Below are 16,773 nucleotides of genomic sequence, written 5' to 3'. Positions count from 1 at the left end.
CCGCGAAGCCCTTGCCGGCCTCCCCGGCGCGCGCGGCCTCGATCGTGGCGTTGAGCGCCAGGAGGTTCGTCTGCTCCGCGATGGAGGTGATCATCTTGACGACGTTGCCGATCTCGCGGCTGGAGTCGCCGAGGCGGCTCATCGTCGTGCCGGTCTCCGCGGCGGCCGTGACGGCGCGGCGGGCCACCTCGGAGGCCTGCGAGGCGTTGTTGGCGATCTCCTGGATGGAGGCGCCCATCTGCTCCGTGCCGGCGGCGACCGTCTGCACGTTGCGCGTGACCTGCTCCGCGGCGGCGGAGACGACCCCGGCCTGCGTGGAGGTCTCCTCGGCGGAGGCGGCGATCTGCACGGAGCTCGCCGACAGCTGCTCGGAGGCGGCGGCGAGGGCGTCGGAGTTGGAGTCGATCGTCCCGACGACGCCGCGGAGCGACCCGATGGCGTTGTCCAGGGCGGCGCCCATCTGGCCGATCTCGTCCCGCGTGGTCAGGTCCGCGGTGCGGGTGAGGTCGCCGGCCTCGAGGGCGGTGGCGACGGAGCGGACCCGGCCGACCCCGGCGACGATGGCGCGGGCCACGGCGACGCCGAGGCCGAGCGCGAGGGCCAGGCCCACGACGAGCAGCAGGACCACCGTGCTGCGGTTGCCCTCGTACGCCTGCTTCGCGGCGGCGGCGGCCTCGGCCGCGTCGGCCTGCTGGCCGTCGATGAGGGAGCCGAGGTCGTCCATCATCGCGTCGATGAGGGGGGCGGCCGCGTCGCGGGAGGCGTTCCACGTGGCGATGTCGCTCACCGCGCCCGCCGGCAGGAGCTCGGCGTCCCGCACCTCGACGTACTCGCCGAGGGACTCCTCGAAGCCCTCGAGGGCCTCGGCCTCCACGGGCGTGACGTCCAGGGTGCGGTAGTCGGCGAGGGCGTCGCGGATGGCGGCCTCGTCGTCGGCGACCGCGGCCTCGTACTTCGCGATGGCGGCGGGGTCGGACGCCAGGGCCTGGTTCGCCACGTCGAGGCGCATCTGGACGGTGCCGCGCCGCATCGCGGTGGCGGCGGTGACGCCGGCCAGCTGCTGGCTGTACATCTCCTCGGTGCCGGCGTAGGTGCGGCCGAGCGCGCTGATGCCGATGACGCCGACGAGCAGCCCGACGAGCGAGGCGACGACCACCGCCGTGAGGATCTTGACCTGGACGCTGAGGTCCCGGAAGCGGGCGAGGGGCGAGCGGTGCATGCGGAGGCTCCACATCGGGGGTGCAGGACGGGCGCGCCGTGAGGTCGACGCACCCGTCCCATCGGCAGTCCGCGCCCGGGCTTGAGGGCCCCTACCGCCCGTGCGGCACGTGCGCGTCGAGGAACTCGAGCACCGCGTCGAGGTAGACCTGGCGCGCGGGCAGGGGCGACAGCGCGAGGTCGTGGGCGCCGCCGGGCACCGTGACGAGGCGGACGTCGGGCCCGAGCCGCGGCGCCCGCGCCGCCATCTGCGCGACGTCGAGCACGGAGTCGGTGCTCAGGAGCTCGTCGTGCCGCCGCCGGGCCGGCCCCGAGCGGTCGGACGTCAGCACCAGGACGGGCACGTCGACGTGCAGCCCGCGGGCGACCCGGCGGTGCCCGCGCCGCACCGCGCGGACGAACCCCGCGCGGACCGGGAAGCCCCTGAACGGCTTCCACGCGGTGTCGAAGGACCACTCGCCGCCGCCCTCGGCGTGCAGCGCCCGGGCGTAGTGGCGCCCGGGGTGCTGCACGACGAGGTCGGGCCCCACCCGCGCGACCACCTCGACGACGGGCGCGAGCACGTGGCGGTCCCACGCCGACCCCTGCAGGTCCAGCCACGGGCTGTTGAGCACGAGCGCGTCGACGAGGCCGCGACCGCGCCGCGCGTCCGCCCAGAGCGCCAGGACGAGACCCCCGGTGGAGTGCCCGAGCAGCACGAGGTGGTCGTACCGCCGCCGCAGCCGCCGGACGGCCGTGTCGATCTCCTCCGCCGTGACCCCGAGGTCGTGCGTGACGTTCGCGGGCCGGCCCGGGCGGATGGACCGGCCGTGGTCGCGCAGGTCCAGGGCGTGCAGGTCGTAGCCGCGCACCGCGAGCGCGGCGCCGACGTGGTCGTGGAAGAAGTAGTCCGTGTAGCCGTGCACGTAGAGGACGGCCGTGCGGGCCGGCTCCGTCTCGGCGAGGGCGGGGGACACGAGCGTGGCGACCGGGTCGGGGGCGCCGGCCCGGGCGCGCGCGTCGGGCCGCAGGAGCAGGGTCCGCGCGACCCAGCCGCCCCCGAGCACGTCCGCGGCCGCGGCCCGCTCGTCGTCCCCGGTCCCCGCCGGTCCCCGTGAGGCGTCCACAGGGCGATGCTGCCACGCCGCGGGTGGAGGACCAGGGTTGAGCGGAATAGGCTCAACCCTGCCGGGTGTTGCTCCCGTCAGCACCCCGCCGCACGACCGAGACCGGAGGCCGCACCCGTGGACGTGAAGTACACGACCAAGTCCCAGGAGGCCCTCGGCGACGCCCTCTCCCAGGCGTCGGCCGCGGGCCACCCGCAGCTCGAGCCCGCGCACCTCGCGAACGCCCTCCTCGGGCAGGAGGGCGGCGTGGCCGCCGCGCTGCTCGACGCCGTCGGCGCCGACCGCACCGCCCTCGGGCGGTCCGTCCGCGCCACCCTCGTGAACCTGCCGCACGCGAGCGGCTCCGCCGTCGCCCGGCCCGTCCCCTCGCGCGCGCTGTCCGTCGCCCTCGAGGCGGCGTCGTCCGAGGCGCGCACCCTCGGGGACGACTACGTCTCCACCGAGCACCTGCTCCTCGGCCTCGCCGCGGGGCAGAGCGGCGTGGCCGACGCGCTGCGCGCCCAGGGCGCCACCCGCGAGGCGCTCGTCGCCGCCCTCCCCGGCGTCCGCGGGTCGGCCCGCGTGACGAGCCCGAACCCCGAGGGCACGTACAAGGCGCTCGAGCAGTACGGCGTCGACCTCACCCAGCGGGCACGGGACGGGAAGCTCGACCCGGTGATCGGCCGCGACGCGGAGATCCGCCGCGTGGTGCAGGTCCTGTCCCGCCGGACGAAGAACAACCCCGTCCTCATCGGCGAGCCCGGCGTCGGCAAGACGGCCGTCGTCGAGGGCCTCGCGCAGCGCATCGTCGCGGGCGACGTGCCCGAGTCCCTGCGCGGCAAGCGCCTCGTCTCGCTCGACCTGGCGGCGATGGTGGCGGGCGCGAAGTACCGGGGCGAGTTCGAGGAGCGCCTCAAGGCGGTGCTGGCCGAGATCACCTCCTCCGAGGGCGAGGTCGTCACCTTCATCGACGAGCTGCACACCGTCGTCGGCGCGGGCGCCGGCGGCGAGGGCGCCATGGACGCGGGCAACATGCTCAAGCCCATGCTGGCCCGCGGCGAGCTGCGCCTCGTCGGCGCGACGACCCTCGACGAGTACCGCGAGCGCATCGAGAAGGACCCCGCCCTCGAGCGGCGGTTCCAGCAGGTCTTCGTCGGCGAGCCGTCCGTCGAGGACACCGTCGCGATCCTGCGCGGGCTGAAGGAGCGGTACGAGGCGCACCACAAGGTGACGATCGCCGACGCCGCGCTCGTGGCGGCCGCCGCGCTGTCCGACCGCTACATCACGGGCCGCCAGCTGCCCGACAAGGCCATCGACCTCGTCGACGAGGCCGCCTCCCGCCTGCGCATGGAGCTCGACTCCTCGCCGGTGGAGATCGACGAGCTCCAGCGCGCCGTCACGCGCCTGGAGATGGAGGAGGTCGTGCTCTCGGAGGCGGACGACCCGGCCTCGGCCGAGCGGCTCGGGCGGCTGCGTGCCGACCTGGCCGACCGCCGCGAGGAGCTGGCCGGGCTCACGGCGCGGTGGGAGCGCGAGAAGGCCGGGCACAACCTCGTCGGCGACCTGCGCGTGCGGCTGGACCAGCTGCGCGCCGACGCCGAGCGTGCCCAGCGCGAGGGCGACCTCGCCGCCGCCGGGCGGATCATGTACGGCGAGATCCCGGAGACGGAGCGCCAGATCGCGGAGGCCGAGCGCCGCGAGGCCGAGGCCGGGGCGGGCGGGGCGGCCCTCGGCGAGGCGCCGATGATCGCGGACAAGGTCGGCCCGGACGAGGTCGCCGAGGTCGTGGCGATGTGGACCGGCATCCCCGCCGGCCGGCTGCTCGAGGGGGAGACGGCCAAGCTCCTGCGCATGGAGGAGGAGCTGGGCCGGCGCCTCATCGGGCAGCGGCAGGCCGTCGCCGCGGTGTCGGACGCCGTCCGCCGCGCGCGGGCCGGCATCTCCGACCCCGACCGGCCCACGGGCTCGTTCCTCTTCCTCGGGCCCACGGGCGTCGGCAAGACGGAGCTGGCCAAGTCGCTGGCGGACTTCCTCTTCGACGACGAGCGCGCCATGGTGCGGATCGACATGTCGGAGTACGCCGAGAAGCACTCGACGGCGCGGCTCGTGGGCGCCCCTCCCGGCTACGTCGGCTACGAGGAGGGCGGCCAGCTCACGGAGGCCGTGCGGCGCCGGCCCTACTCCGTCGTGCTGCTCGACGAGGTGGAGAAGGCCCACCCCGAGGTCTTCGACATCCTGCTCCAGGTGCTCGACGACGGGCGGCTCACGGACGGCCAGGGGCGGACGGTGGACTTCCGCAACACCATCATCGTCCTCACCTCCAACCTCGGGTCCGCGTCCCTGGTCGACCCGACGACCGGCGAGGAGGCCAAGCGCGAGGCCGTCATGACGGCGGTGCGGGCGGCCTTCAAGCCGGAGTTCCTCAACCGGCTCGACGAGGTCGTGCTGTTCGACCCGCTGTCGCTGGACGAGATCGGTCGCATCGTCGACCTGCAGGTGGTGGCGATGCAGCGGCGGCTGTCCGACCGGCGGCTCACGCTCGACGTGACGCCGGCGGCGCGGGAGTGGCTGGCGCTGGAGGGCTACGACCCGGCCTACGGCGCCCGCCCGCTGCGCCGCCTGGTGCAGAAGCAGGTGGGCGACCGGCTCGCGCGCCGGCTGCTGGCGGGCGAGGTGCACGACGGGGACACCGTCCGCGTCGACCGCGCCGAGGACGACCTGCCCGGTGGCCGCGCGGGCACGGGGGGCCTGACGGTCGAGGCGGTCGCCCCGGCCCCGGCGGCCTGACCCTCAGCGGCCGGCCGCCCGGGTCCAGCGCACGAGGGGCCACTGCAGCGGCAGGCGCGCGAGCAGCACGGCCAGCCGCACGCCGGTGCGCGCACCCGGCGAGCGGCGGGCCGCCGCCGCGGCGTCCAGCGCCATCTGCACGTTGGCGGGGAAGACCCCCACGAGCAGGGCGGCCGCGGCCGGCCCCGCCGCGCGGCGGGTGCGCGGCACGAGCAGCCCGGCGGCGCAGGCGAGCTCGGCCACGCCCGACACGAGGACGAGCCGCCGCGCCCCGGGCAGCACCCGGGGCACGGCGCCCACGAAGACCTCGGGCCGGACGAGGTGCACGACCCCCGAGACGAGGAACGCGGCGACGACGCCCCGCGCCCCACGGGCGAGGGGCGGGACGGGCGCTCGGGCGGGGGTGGGATGGCGCACGGGCACCAGTCTGCGCCCGCCGGTCCCCCTGGCCGCCCGACGGCCCGGCTCACGCTCGTCGGGCAAGCCGTGCTGCGGCGTCCTGGGCGGGGGCCGCCGTCAGCGCGACGCCTCCCGGGCGGCGCGGTCGGCGGTGATCGCGTCGGCGTTCGCGACGACCCAGCCCATGAGCGGCAGCAGGTGCGCGACGAGCGCGCGGCCGCGCTCGGTGAGGGCGTAGTCGACGCGCGGCGGCACGGTCCCGGTGACCGTCCGGTCGACGATGCCGTCGGCCTCGAGCGTCCGCAGCGTCGAGGCGAGCATCTTCTCGCTGATGCCCTCGACGGCCCGGCGCAGCTCGCCCCAGCGGAGCCCCTGCCGGGCGAGGGCGACGAGGACGAGGACGCCCCAGCGGCTCGTCACGTGGTCGAGGACGACGCGCGAGGGGCAGGCGGCGGGCAGCCGGCCCTCCGTCAGCATCCGCTCGAGCCCGAGGCCGAGGTCGACGCCCTCCGCGAGGGCTCCCGCGGACGCCGTCGTCACCCTCACCGCCGGTGCGGCGCTCGCCGTGTCGATGACCTGCATGCTCACCTCCTGGTAGGTACCCGGCGCAGAAGTGGGTACCCCTTGTCCGGAAGGGTAAGCCGTCCGTGGCGGTTGGCGCCCCTGAACGCGTCGGGCAGCCCGCCCGCCGCACCGCACGAGGAGGAACCGCATGTCGTACGTCGTCACGGGGGCCACGGGGCACCTGGGCCGTCTCGTCGTCGAGAGCCTGCTGGCCCAGGGGGTGCCGGCGGCGGGGATCACCGCCACCGGCCGCCGGGCGGAGGCCCTCGCCCCGCTCGCGGACCGCGGCGTGCGGACGCACGTGGCGGACTACGCGGACGCCGGGGCGCTGACGAAGGCCTTCGCCGGCGCCGACGTGCTCGTCCTCGTCTCGGGCAGCGAGGTGGGCCGGCGGGTCGCCCAGCACCGCACGGCCCTCGAGGCCGCCGCCGCCGCGGGCGTGACGCGCGTGGTCTACACCAGCGCCCCGCACGCGGACACCACCGAGCTCGTCCTCGCCCCCGAGCACCGCGCCACGGAGGAGCTCGTCCGGGCCTCGGGCCTGGCGTGGACGATCGTGCGCAACAACTGGTACACGGAGAACTACGAGGGCGTCGTCGCGCAGGCGCGCGGGACGGGCGAGATCGTCACGAGCACCGGCCAGGGGCGGGTGGCGAGCGCGACCCGCGAGGACTACGCCGCCGGTGCCGCCGCGGTCGCCCGCGGCGAGGGGCACGAGGGCCGCGTCCTCGAGCTCTCGGGCGACGTCGCCTGGTCCTTCGACGAGCTCGCCGCGGCGGCCGCGGAGGCGCTCGGGCGGCCCGTCGTCCACCGGTCCGTGAGCCCGGAGGAGCACCGCGAGGCGCTGCTCGCGGCGGGCCTCGACGCCGGCACCGCGGGCTTCGTCGTCGCGCTCGACGAGGGGATCCGCCGCGGCGACCTCGCCGACGCCACGGCCGACCTGCGCACGCTGATCGGCCGCCCGACGACTCCGCTGGCCACGACCCTGGCCGGCTGGGCTCAGCGCTGAGGCCTGGCGGGGCCGACCGGCGCGGGCGGTGCGGGGAACCCCGCGCCGCCCGCGGCCGTTGGGCGGCGAGGACGAGGACGCCGCCGCGGGGCCCCGGGCCGTCGCCGGCGGCCCGACGGGCAGGGGGTGGGGGCCGGTGGCAGCATCGACCGCGATGAGGACCGCGACGACGACCGCGACGACGACCGCGAGCACGGCACGGCGGGCACGGCGGGCACGGCCGGGTCGGTGCGCATGAGCGGCGCCCTCGTCGCCGCGGCCGCCGGCTCGGGCCAGGAGCTCTCGGGCCTCACCGGGTGGGCCGTCGGCATCATCGAGTCGATCGGGCCCCTCGGCGTCGGGCTCCTCGTCGCCCTCGAGAACGCGTTCCCGCCCATCCCCTCCGAGGTGGTGCTCCCCGTCGCCGGGTACGTCGCGTCGACCGGGCGGATGTCCCTGGTGTGGGCGATCGTCGCCGCCACCGTCGGGTCCCTCGTGGGCGCCTGGCTGCTCTACGGCATCGGGCGCGGGGTCGGCGTGGACCGGCTGCGCCGGTGGATCGACCGGATGCCCCTCGTCGACGTCGAGGACCTCGAGCGCTCGGAGTCGTGGTTCCGGCACTGGGGCGTGTGGGCGGTGCTCGTCGGGCGGTGCGTGCCGGTCGTGCGCAGCCTCGTCTCGCTGCCCGCGGGCCTGGAGCGCATGGGGCTGCTGGCGTTCACGCTGCTGACCGCGCTGGGGTCCCTCGTCTGGAACTCCGGCCTCATCGTCGCGGGCTTCCTGCTCGGGGAGCAGTGGGAGGACGTCGGCCGCTACAGCGACTGGCTCAACTACGCGGTGTACGCGGTCCTCGTGTTCCTCGTCGTCCGCTTCGTCGTGAGCCGGGTCCGGCGGTCCCGCTCCCGGGGGCGCGCGGCGTCCTGACCGCCGGCGCCCCCGGGCTCTGGCCGGGCGGAGGCGTCACTTGATGCCGGTGGTGGCGATGCCCTTGATGAGCAGCTTCTGGCCGAAGACGAAGGCCAGGAAGACGGGCACGAGCGAGACCAGCGACATCGCGAACAGCGGCCCGAAGCTCGAGGACCCCTGCGAGTCCGTGAAGTTGCGCAGGGCGAGCGGCACGGTCCAGGTGTCCGGGGTGTTGAGGTAGAGCAGCGCGCCGAAGAAGTCGCTCCACGTCCAGACGAACGTGAAGATCGCCGTCGTCGCCAGCGCCGGGACCATGAGCGGCAGCATGATCTGCAGGAAGATCCGCGCGTGGCCGGCGCCGTCGATGCGCGCCGCCTCGTCGATCTCCCGCGGGATGCCGCGGATGAACTGCACCATGAGGAAGACGAAGAACGCGTCGACCGCGAGGAACTTGGGCACCACGAGCGGCAGGATCGTGTTGATCCAGTCCAGCCTGTTGAACAGGATGTACTGCGGCACGATCACGACGTGGAACGGCAGCATGATCGTCATGAGCATGAGGGCGAAGAACGTCCGCTTGAACCGGAACTGCATCCGTGCGAAGGCGTAGGCCGCCATGGAGCACGACACGAGCGTGCCGACGATCGCGAGCGAGACGACCACCGCGGAGTTCCACAGGTACAGCGAGAAGCTGTCCTGCAGGGACGTCCAGCCCTCCGTGTAGTTGCGCCACTCGAAGGTGGTGAGCAGCAGGCCCGGGGTGCGGAAGATCTCCTGCGTGGGCCGCAGCGAGCTCACGACCATCCAGGCGAGCGGGTACAGCAGGAACGCGCTCGCGGCGATGAGCACGGCGTGGACCGCGACGGACGTCGTCCGCCGGCGGCCCGACCGGGAGGCGGTGCGGCGGACCCCGGGCGGGCCGGGATCGACCACGGTCGACGTGCGGACCTCGGCGGTGGCCTCAGTCGTCATAGAACACCCACTTCTTCGACGCGACGAAGTTGACGGCGGTGAAGCCGGCGATGATGACGAGCAGCAGCCAGGCCATGGCGGACGCGTAGCCCATGTCGAAGCGCGTGAACCCCTGCTGGTAGAGGTACAGCGTGTAGAACATGGTCGAGTCGGCCGGGCCGCCGCTGCCGCCGGAGACGATGAAGGCCTGCGTGAAGGACTGGAAGGCCCCGATGATCCCCAGCACCAGGTTGAAGAAGATGATGGGGCTGAGCAGCGGCAGCGTGATGGAGCGGAACTGCCGGAACGCCGAGGCGCCGTCCATCTGCGCGGCCTCGTAGTACATCGTCGGGATCTGCCGCAGGCCGGCCAGGAAGATGATCATGGGAGCCCCGAAGGTCCACACGTGCAGCAGGATGATCGTCCACAGCGCCGTGCTGGGGTCCGAGATCCACCCCGGGCCGGTGATGCCGACGAGGGCCAGGACCTGGTTGACGAGCCCCTGCGACCCGAAGAGCTGGCGCCACAGGATGGCGACGGCCACGGACGCCCCGAGCAGCGAGGGCAGGTAGAAGATCGACCGGTAGAGGCCGACCCCCTTCAGGCCCCGGTCGAGCAGGAGCGCGATGCCCAGCGCGGCGGCGAGCTGCAGCGGGGTGCCGACCAGCACGTACGTGAAGGTGACCTTCAGCGAGTTCAGCAGCCGGGCGTCCTCGAACAGGCGCAGGTAGTTCTCGAGCCCGACCCAGCTGCCGGCCTGCAGCAGGCTGTAGTCGGTGAACGACAGGTACAGCGACACGGCCATCGGGCCGAGCGTGATGCCGACCAGCCCGAGCGTCCACGGCAGGAGGAACACCCATGCCGCCCGGTCGTCCCGGCCCTTCGACGAGGACGGCCCCCGGGCCGTCGCGTGGGACAGCTCTGCTACGACTGACATACGTCCTCCACCCGCATCGTTGCGAGAAAGCGATTTCACGGGAAGGATAGGCACCGATGGGTGCGGGTGGCAACGGTGCCGCCGCGACGAGGGCGAGGAGCGGCATGCGGTCGAGGACGTCGGCGAGAGCGCAGATCACGGACGTGGCGGCGCGGGCCCGGGTGTCACCGGCCACGGTGTCCCGGGTGATGAACGGGCACGCGAGCGTCGCCGCGGACCTCGTCGAGCGGGTGCTCAGCGCGGCCGACGAGCTCGGCTACCGGGCCAGCCCGGTCGCGCGCAGCCTGGTCCTGGGGCGGACGCAGACGATCGCGGTGATGGTCCCCGACATGGCCAACCCCTCGTTCCAGGAGGTCCTGCGCGGGATCACCCGGGCCGCGGCCGCCGACGGCTACCGGGTCCTCGTCGCGGACTCGCAGGAGGACGTCACCCAGGAGCCGGGCCTGGCGCGCGAGGCCCGGCGGCACTGCGACGCGCTCGTCCTGTGCGCCCCCCGCATGTCCGACGCCGAGCTCGCCGCGCTCGTGCCCGCCCTCGCGCCCGTCGTCCTCACCCACCGGGGCCCGACGCCGGGCGTCCCGACGAGCTCGGCCGACTACCGCGGGGGGATCGCGGCGCTGCTGGACCACCTGGCCGGCCTCGGCCACCGCCGCCTGGTGTACCTGGCCGGCCCGCCCTCGAGCGCCTCGCACCGGCGGCGCCTCGAGGGCATCGCGGCGCACGTGGCCGACCACCCCGGGCTCTCGGTGGACGTGCTGCCCTGCGGCGTCGGCTTCGAGGAGGGCTACGCGGCGGGGGAGGCCGTGCGCCGGTCGGGGGCCACCGCGGCCCTGGCCTTCAACGACCTCGTCGCGATGGGCCTGCTCAGCGCGCTGCACGAGGCCGGGGTGGCGGTCCCGGAGGAGGTGTCGGTCACCGGGTTCGACGACATCCCGTTCGCGCGGTGGACCACGCCGCCGCTGACGACGGCGGCCGTCCCGCACGGCGACCTGGGGCAGGAGGCCTGGCGGCGCCTGCGCGCGCTGCTCGACGGCGAGGAGCCGCCGCCGGACGTGCTCGTGCACCCGGAGGTCCAGGTGCGCGCCAGCACGGGCCCGGCGCGAGCGGAGGGGGCGGCGTGACGGCCGCGGACCCCGCCGCCGGGCGCGCGCTGCCGGACCCGCTGGCCGGTTACGAGGACTGGCCGTCCTGGGTCCGGGGGCGTCCCCGGCACCGGCCCGGCGACCCGGCCGGCGACGCCCTCGCGCAGGTGCTGGGCGTCCCGGCCCCGGGGCCGCGGCCGGCCGTGCGCACCGTGGCGGCGGAGCGGCGGGACGGGCTGCGGCACGAGGTGCTCGAGTGGTCGACGGGCTTCGGGCCCGCCACCCGCGCGCACCTGGTCCGCCCCGACACGGACGACGCGGTGCCCGGCGTCCTGGGCCTGCACTGCCACGGCGGGGCCAAGTCCTCCGGCGGGGACCAGCTCGCCGCCGAGGGCCCGGGCCGCAGCGCCGGCGCCGCGCGGCTGCAGCGGGACCTCTACGGCGACCGCGCCCCGGCCGTGGCGCTCGCCCGCCGCGGGGTCGCGGTCCTGTGCCCGGACGCCTTCGCCTGGGGCAGCCGCCGCTTCCCGCTGGTGCAGCGCACCCCGCGCCTCGTCGGCGGCGTCGCGGCGCTCGAGGCCCTGTGGCGCGAGCAGGGCGTCGAGCCCGACGACGACGAGCGCTACGACCGCGTGTCCGGGCTGCACGAGGACCTCGTCGCGAAGGCCGCCGGGATGTTCGGCACGAGCCTGGCCGGCACCGTCGCGCACGACGACCTCGTGGCGCTGGACGTGCTCGGGTCGCTCGACGGCGTGGCGCCGGACCGCCTGGGGGCCTTCGGCTTCTCCGGCGGCGGCGGCCGCTCCGTGCTGCTCGGGGCGCTGGCCCCGGGCCTGCGGGCGCACGTGGTCACCTGCATGATGGCGACCTTCGGGTCCCTGGTGCCGCGGTACCTCGACACGCACTCCTGGCTCCTGTGCAGCCCCGGCCTGTGGGACCACGCGGACTGGCCGGACGTCCTGCCCCTGCGGCCGGGGCGCCGCGTGCTCGTCCAGTACGGCCGGGACGACGCGCTCTTCCCGCCCGCGGGCATGGCGGCGGCGCACGAACAGCTGGAGCGGCGCGCCGCGGACCTGCCCGACGCGTACCGCGCCGCGTGGTGGGACCGGCCGCACGTCTTCGACCGGCCGATGCAGGACGAGGCCTTCGACTTCCTCGTCGGGGCGCTCTGGGCCCCGCCGCCCTCCGGGCGGTCCGCACGAGCTTGAATCGACTCACGCCGCAGGTCCCCCCCGCGGCGCCCTGACCTGCGCGGACGGGGACGCGGCCCCACCGGGTGAGCGCTTACCGCAGCCGTTGACACCGGCGGAAGCCCGCTGCTACGTTCCCCAGGAAACGCTTTCTCGGACCTCGAGGTGGAGGTCCGGCCAGCAGACGACCGGTCCTCGCACCGGTCCGGCACCGCGGCGACGCGGAGCCCAGGCCCGCGGGCGCGGCGGCACGGAGGCCGCCCGCCGACGGGGCCCGGGTCCCGTCGTGCCTCAGCACGGCCTCCCCGGGGGGCCGTGGTCACCACACCCAGATCGGATGTCCGCCATGTCCAGTCGCACCACCGTCGTCGGGATCGCCGCCGCCTCCCTCGTCCTGCTCGCCGCCTGCTCGGGGGGCTCGTCCGACGCCGGTTCCGGCGACGCCGGTCCCGACGACGGCGGGGACGCCGGCACGGAGGCGGTCGAGCTCCGGTTCGCCTGGTGGGGGAGCGAGCAGCTCGACGCCATCAAGGACGAGCAGATCACCCTCTTCGAGGAGGCCCACCCCGGCATCACGGTGGTGCAGGAGCCCTCGGAGTACGCCGCGTACTACGACAAGCTGGCCACGCAGGTCGCGGGCGGCAACGGCCCGGACGTCCTGCAGATCACCTACAACGTCATCGCCGAGTACGCGGAGCGCGGCGCGCTGCTCGACCTCGCCACCGTCGAGGAGCAGCTCGACCTGTCCGACTACGCGGAGGGCTCGCTCGACGGCGGGACCTACGGCGGCAAGGTCTACGGCGTCCCGACGGGCCTGGGCAGCCGCGGCATCCTCGCCAACACGCGCGTGTTCGAGGAGGCCGGCGTCCCGCTGCCCGACGACACGACCTGGACGTGGGAGGACTACGTCGAGATCGCGACCCAGATCTCCGACGCGGCGCCCGACGGCACCTACGGCGTCACGCTGAACAACACGGAGCAGCTGCTCAACACCATCGCGCGGCAGAACGGCGACAACGTCTACACCGAGGACGGGGGCGTCGGCGACGTCGCGGACGACGCGTCCTTCATGTTCGACCTCAACGCGCGCCTCATCGAGTCCGGCGCGGCGCCCGACGCCTCCCTCTCGGCCGAGCAGGACGCCCTCGCGCTCGAGGCGCGCCTCATGGGCACGGGCAACGTCGCCATGTCCTTCGAGCCCATCAACTTCCTGCCGATCTACGCCGAGTCCACCGGCGACGAGCTCGTCATCCTCGACGTGCCGAACGACGGCGGCGAGCCCGGCCTGTGGGCGCAGCCCACGGTGCTGTACTCGGCGTCCGGGACCTCCGAGCACCCCGAGGAGGCGGCGATGCTCATCGACTGGCTCCTCAACAGCGAGGAGGCCGCGCCGCTGAACAAGCTCACCCTCGGGATCCCCGCCAACCCGGACGTCCTCGCCGCGATCCAGCCGGAGTTCACCCCGGTCGAGCAGGAGCAGAGCGACTTCCTCGACACGATCCTCGCCCAGGAGGGCGCCCCGAACGTGCAGACCCCCGTCGGCGGCTCGGCCACCCAGGAGATCATCGGCCGGCTCGGGACCGAGGTGTCCTTCGGCCGCCTCAGCGCCGACGACGCCGGGGAGCAGTTCGTCTCCGAGCTCGAGACCGAGCTCGGCTAGGACGGCCGCGGCATGGCGCAGTTCGACCTCCCCCTCGGCGAGCTCGAGCAGTACCGGCCCGAGCTCGCCGAGCCGGCCGACCTGGACGCGTTCTGGTCGGACACCCTGGCCCTCACGCGCAGCCACCCGCTCGACCTCGTGATGGAGCCGGTGGACAACCACCTCGCCCTCGTCACGACCTACGACGTCACCTTCAGCGGCTTCGGCGGCACCCGGGTGAAGGCGTGGCTGCACGTGCCCGCCGGCACCTCGGGCCCGCTCCCGGGGGTCGTGGAGTACGTGGGGTACAGCGGCGGGCGCGGGCTGGCCCACCAGCACGTGGCGTGGGCGGTGGCCGGGTACGCGCAGCTGACGATGGACACCCGCGGCATGGGCTGGGGCGGGCGGACCGGTGCGACCCCGGACGACGACCCCGGGGCCGGCCTCATCGCCGCCCCGGGGCACATGACCCGCGGCATCCTCGACCCCGCCACGTACTTCTACCGGCGGGTGTACGCGGACGCCGTGCGGGCCGTCGACGCGGCGCTGGCCTCGGGCCTCGTCGACCCCGACCGGGTCGTCGTCGCCGGGGGGAGCCAGGGCGGCGGCATCGCGATCGCGGTCGCCGCCCTGCGGGACGACCTGGCCGGCGCCCTCGTCGACGTCCCCTTCCTGTGCCACATGGAGCGGGCGATCCGGGTCACCGACAACGACCCCTACGCGGAGGTGGTGCGCTACCTGCGCCGCAACCGGGACCACGTGGACGCGGCGCTGCGGACTTTGTCCTACGTGGACGGCGCAGTCCTCGCCCCCCGGGCCACGGCGCCGACCCTGTTCTCCGTCGGGCTCATGGACGCCACCTGCCCCCCGTCGACGGTCTTCGCCGCGTTCAACCGGTGGGGCTCCACCGACAGGGAGATCGCCGTGTACCCGTACAACCAGCACGACGGCGGCGACGAGCACCACCAGGTGCGCAAGTACGACTGGCTCGCGAAGCGGTGGTCCTGACGGCGCCGGCGGCCGTGCTCCGGGTCGGGGGCACGGCCGTCGCGCACCTGCGCGGGCCGGGGGCCATGGCGCCCGAGCACTCGCCCCGGCCCGTGCTCCACCCCGTGACGACCCTGCGCGGCGTCGCCGTCACGGAGGTGGCGCCGCAGGACCACGCGCACCACGCCGGCATCGGCCTGGCGCTGCCCGACGTCGGGGGCACCACCTACTGGGGCGGCCGCACGTACGTCCGGGACGTCGGCCCCACGATGCTGGCCAACCACGGCCGGCAGGACGTCGTCGCGCTCCGGGCGGACCCCGACGGGGGCAGTCTGCGGCTCGAGGTCGTCTGGACCGCCCCCGACGGCACGGTGCAGGTGCGCGAGGTGCGCACGCTGGGGGCCCGGGCGGCGCTCGGCGGGTGGGTGCTCGACCACGCGTCCGTCCTCGAGGCGCAGGTGCCGCTCACCCTCGGCAGCCCGGCGACGAACGGCCGCGCCGGCGCGTTCTACGGCGGCCTGCTCTGGCGCACGCCCTTCGCGGCCACCGGCGTCGCGGTCGCCGACGGCGCGGGGGAGGCGGCGGCGCACGGGTCGACCTCCCCGTGGCTCCTCGTCGAGGGGCCGGGGGTCGCGCTGCTGAGCCTGCAGCCGGGCGGGCCCGACGCCGTCCTGCCCTGGTTCGTGCGCACGGGGCCGCACGCGTACTTCTGCCCGGCACCGGCCGTCGCGCGGCGGCGCCCGCTGGCGGCCGGGGAGGCCCTCGCCCTGCGCACCCGCACCCTCGTCCTCGACCGGCCCGCCGGCGGCGCGCCCCTCGACGCGGCGGGCCTCGCCGAGGCGCTCGGGACGGACGCGTGAGCGCCGCCGCGCCGCCCCGCGTCGCCGTCGTCGGCGCCCTCGGCCACGGCGCGAGCCACGTCGCCCGCGCGCTCGCGGCGACGGCGGCGGGGACGCAGCGCCTCGTCGCGCTCGCGGACCCACGGGTCGACGCGGTGACGGGCGTGCCCGACGCCGTGCGCCGGCACGCCTCGCTCGCGGCGCTGCTGGAGGCGGAGGTGCCGGACGTCGTCGTGCTGAGCACCCCCATCGACACCCACGCGGCCCTGGCGGCCGAGGCGATGCGCGCCGGGGCGGACGTGCTGCTGGAGAAGCCGCCCGCGGCGACGACGGAGCAGCACGCCGGCATGGTGGCGCTCGCCGCCGCCACGGGGCGCCTCGTCCAGGTGGGCTTCCAGAGCCTCGGGTCGGCGGCGGTGCCGTACGTGCGGGAGCGCGTGGCGGCGGGCCGCCTCGGCGAGGTCACCGGGTACGCCGCGTGGGGCCTGTGGGTGCGGCCCCGGTCCTACTGGCGCCGGGCCCGCTGGGCCGGGCACCGGTCCCTCGACGGCCGGCCCGTCGCGGACGGGGTGCTCACGAACCCGCTCGCCCACGCCGTGGCGACGGTGCTGGCACTGGCGGGCCACGACCGGTCCGAGGACGTCACGGCCGTCACGACGGACCTGCACCGCGTCGAGCCCGGGATCGCCTGCGACGACACCTCGGCGGCGCGGGTGGCGCTGCGCGACGGCACGGACGTCCTCGTCGCCGTCACGCTCGCCGCGCAGGAGCGGGGCGAGCCGGCGGTCGTCGTGGAGGGCACGCGCGGGCGGATCACCCTCTGGTACACCCTCGACGTGGTGGTGGAGGAGAGGGCCGGCCGCCCGCCGCTCGTCACGCGGCACGACCGGGTGGACCTGCTGGAGGACCTGCTGGCCGCCCGCGCGTCCGGAGGCCCGCTGCGGGTGCCCCTCGAGCGCACGGGGGCCTTCATGCGCGTCCTCGACGCGGTGCTGGCCGCCCCGGACCCCGCCCTCGTCCCGGCCCGCTTCCTCGAGCGCACCGGGACCGGGGACGGCGAGCGCGTGCGCCTCGTCGGCGTCGAGGGCGCGGTGGCGCGGGCGGTCGCGGAGCGTCGCACCTTCGCCGAGCTGGGCCTGCCCTGGGCGGGCGGGGCCGCCGACGGCCCCCGGGGGCGCGGGGCGCCGGGTTAGGGTCGAGG

Annotated in this window: 15 protein-coding genes; 9 read left to right on the top strand and 6 right to left on the bottom strand. The window is 75.7% G+C overall.

The genetic code is table 11. From position 1 onward, the window contains the following. Both EJA20_RS12340 and EJA20_RS12335 read right to left on the bottom strand, forming a co-directional pair. Positions 1-1,219: methyl-accepting chemotaxis protein (locus EJA20_RS12340; RefSeq protein ID WP_164983965.1), on the bottom strand; the 1,219-nt coding region annotated here is incomplete at its 3' end. A 91-nt stretch (positions 1,220-1,310) separates the two neighbouring features. After that, complete coding sequence (locus EJA20_RS12335) at positions 1,311-2,324, bottom strand: alpha/beta hydrolase (protein ID WP_164983964.1); 1,014 nt, start codon at positions 2,322-2,324, stop codon at positions 1,311-1,313. A gap of 117 nt (positions 2,325-2,441) precedes the next feature. Here EJA20_RS12335 and clpB point away from each other — a divergent pair, with 117 nt between their 5' ends. Continuing rightward, positions 2,442-5,090 carry an ATP-dependent chaperone ClpB gene (gene clpB, locus EJA20_RS12330; protein ID WP_129338448.1) on the top strand — a complete coding sequence of 883 codons (2,649 nt, stop codon included), beginning with the start codon at positions 2,442-2,444 and terminating at the stop codon, positions 5,088-5,090. Positions 5,091-5,093: 3 nt separating this feature from the next. Here the strand turns inward: clpB and EJA20_RS12325 are convergent, their stop codons facing one another. Continuing rightward, entirely contained in the window at positions 5,094-5,507 is a 414-nt protein-coding gene (locus EJA20_RS12325; RefSeq protein WP_129338447.1) for a DoxX family protein, read from the bottom strand. A gap of 99 nt (positions 5,508-5,606) precedes the next feature. Next, positions 5,607-5,966, bottom strand: coding sequence for a winged helix-turn-helix transcriptional regulator (locus EJA20_RS12320; protein ID WP_129338452.1), 360 nt, complete (start codon positions 5,964-5,966; stop codon positions 5,607-5,609). A 235-nt stretch (positions 5,967-6,201) separates the two neighbouring features. On the opposite strand from EJA20_RS12320, the gene EJA20_RS12315 reads away from it, so the two are divergent. Next, on the top strand, positions 6,202-7,062 hold the full coding sequence (locus EJA20_RS12315) for an SDR family oxidoreductase (protein ID WP_129338446.1): 861 nt from the start codon (positions 6,202-6,204) through the stop codon (positions 7,060-7,062). A 126-nt stretch (positions 7,063-7,188) separates the two neighbouring features. Then, positions 7,189-7,965, top strand: a complete 777-nt coding sequence (locus EJA20_RS12310; protein WP_240675457.1) for a DedA family protein — start codon at positions 7,189-7,191, stop codon at positions 7,963-7,965. Positions 7,966-8,001: 36 nt separating this feature from the next. Here the strand turns inward: EJA20_RS12310 and EJA20_RS12305 are convergent, their stop codons facing one another. Together EJA20_RS12305 and EJA20_RS12300 are read right to left on the bottom strand one after the other, a co-directional pair. Next, a complete protein-coding gene (locus EJA20_RS12305; protein ID WP_129338445.1) occupies positions 8,002-8,919 on the bottom strand; it encodes a carbohydrate ABC transporter permease in 918 nt (305 codons plus the stop codon). Next, positions 8,909-9,835, bottom strand: a complete 927-nt coding sequence (locus EJA20_RS12300; protein ID WP_129338444.1) for a carbohydrate ABC transporter permease — start codon at positions 9,833-9,835, stop codon at positions 8,909-8,911. The genes EJA20_RS12305 and EJA20_RS12300 overlap by 11 nt, the downstream gene beginning before the upstream one ends. A gap of 104 nt (positions 9,836-9,939) precedes the next feature. Between EJA20_RS12300 and EJA20_RS12295 the strand changes: the two genes are divergently transcribed. From EJA20_RS12295 to EJA20_RS12270, 6 genes are all read left to right on the top strand, one after another. Beyond that, entirely contained in the window at positions 9,940-10,956 is a 1,017-nt protein-coding gene (locus EJA20_RS12295) for a LacI family DNA-binding transcriptional regulator (protein ID WP_129338443.1), read from the top strand. Further along, positions 10,953-12,125, top strand: coding sequence for an alpha/beta hydrolase (locus EJA20_RS12290; RefSeq protein WP_240675456.1), 1,173 nt, complete (start codon positions 10,953-10,955; stop codon positions 12,123-12,125). The genes EJA20_RS12295 and EJA20_RS12290 overlap by 4 nt, the downstream gene beginning before the upstream one ends. A gap of 328 nt (positions 12,126-12,453) precedes the next feature. Further along, positions 12,454-13,767 (top strand): ABC transporter substrate-binding protein, encoded by a 1,314-nt coding sequence (locus tag EJA20_RS12285; protein WP_164983963.1) that lies wholly within the window; start codon positions 12,454-12,456, stop codon positions 13,765-13,767. Between the two features lie 12 nt (positions 13,768-13,779). Continuing rightward, the gene (locus tag EJA20_RS12280) at positions 13,780-14,754 is read left to right on the top strand and encodes an acetylxylan esterase (RefSeq protein WP_129338441.1); all 975 of its coding nucleotides are present in this window, start codon (positions 13,780-13,782) and stop codon (positions 14,752-14,754) included. Beyond that, the gene (locus EJA20_RS12275; protein WP_164983962.1) at positions 14,745-15,593 is read left to right on the top strand and encodes a DUF6807 domain-containing protein; all 849 of its coding nucleotides are present in this window, start codon (positions 14,745-14,747) and stop codon (positions 15,591-15,593) included. Before EJA20_RS12280 ends, EJA20_RS12275 begins: the two co-directional genes overlap by 10 nt. After that, complete coding sequence (locus tag EJA20_RS12270; protein WP_164983961.1) at positions 15,590-16,765, top strand: Gfo/Idh/MocA family protein; 1,176 nt, start codon at positions 15,590-15,592, stop codon at positions 16,763-16,765. Before EJA20_RS12275 ends, EJA20_RS12270 begins: the two co-directional genes overlap by 4 nt. Positions 16,766-16,773 lie beyond the last annotated feature (8 nt).

The organism is Cellulomonas endophytica (assembly GCF_004123805.1).
GTDB lineage: Bacteria > Actinomycetota > Actinomycetes > Actinomycetales > Cellulomonadaceae > Cellulomonas > Cellulomonas endophytica.
The sequence above is the reverse complement of the archived record's forward strand: the minus strand, read 5'-3'. Positions and strand labels throughout refer to the sequence as shown.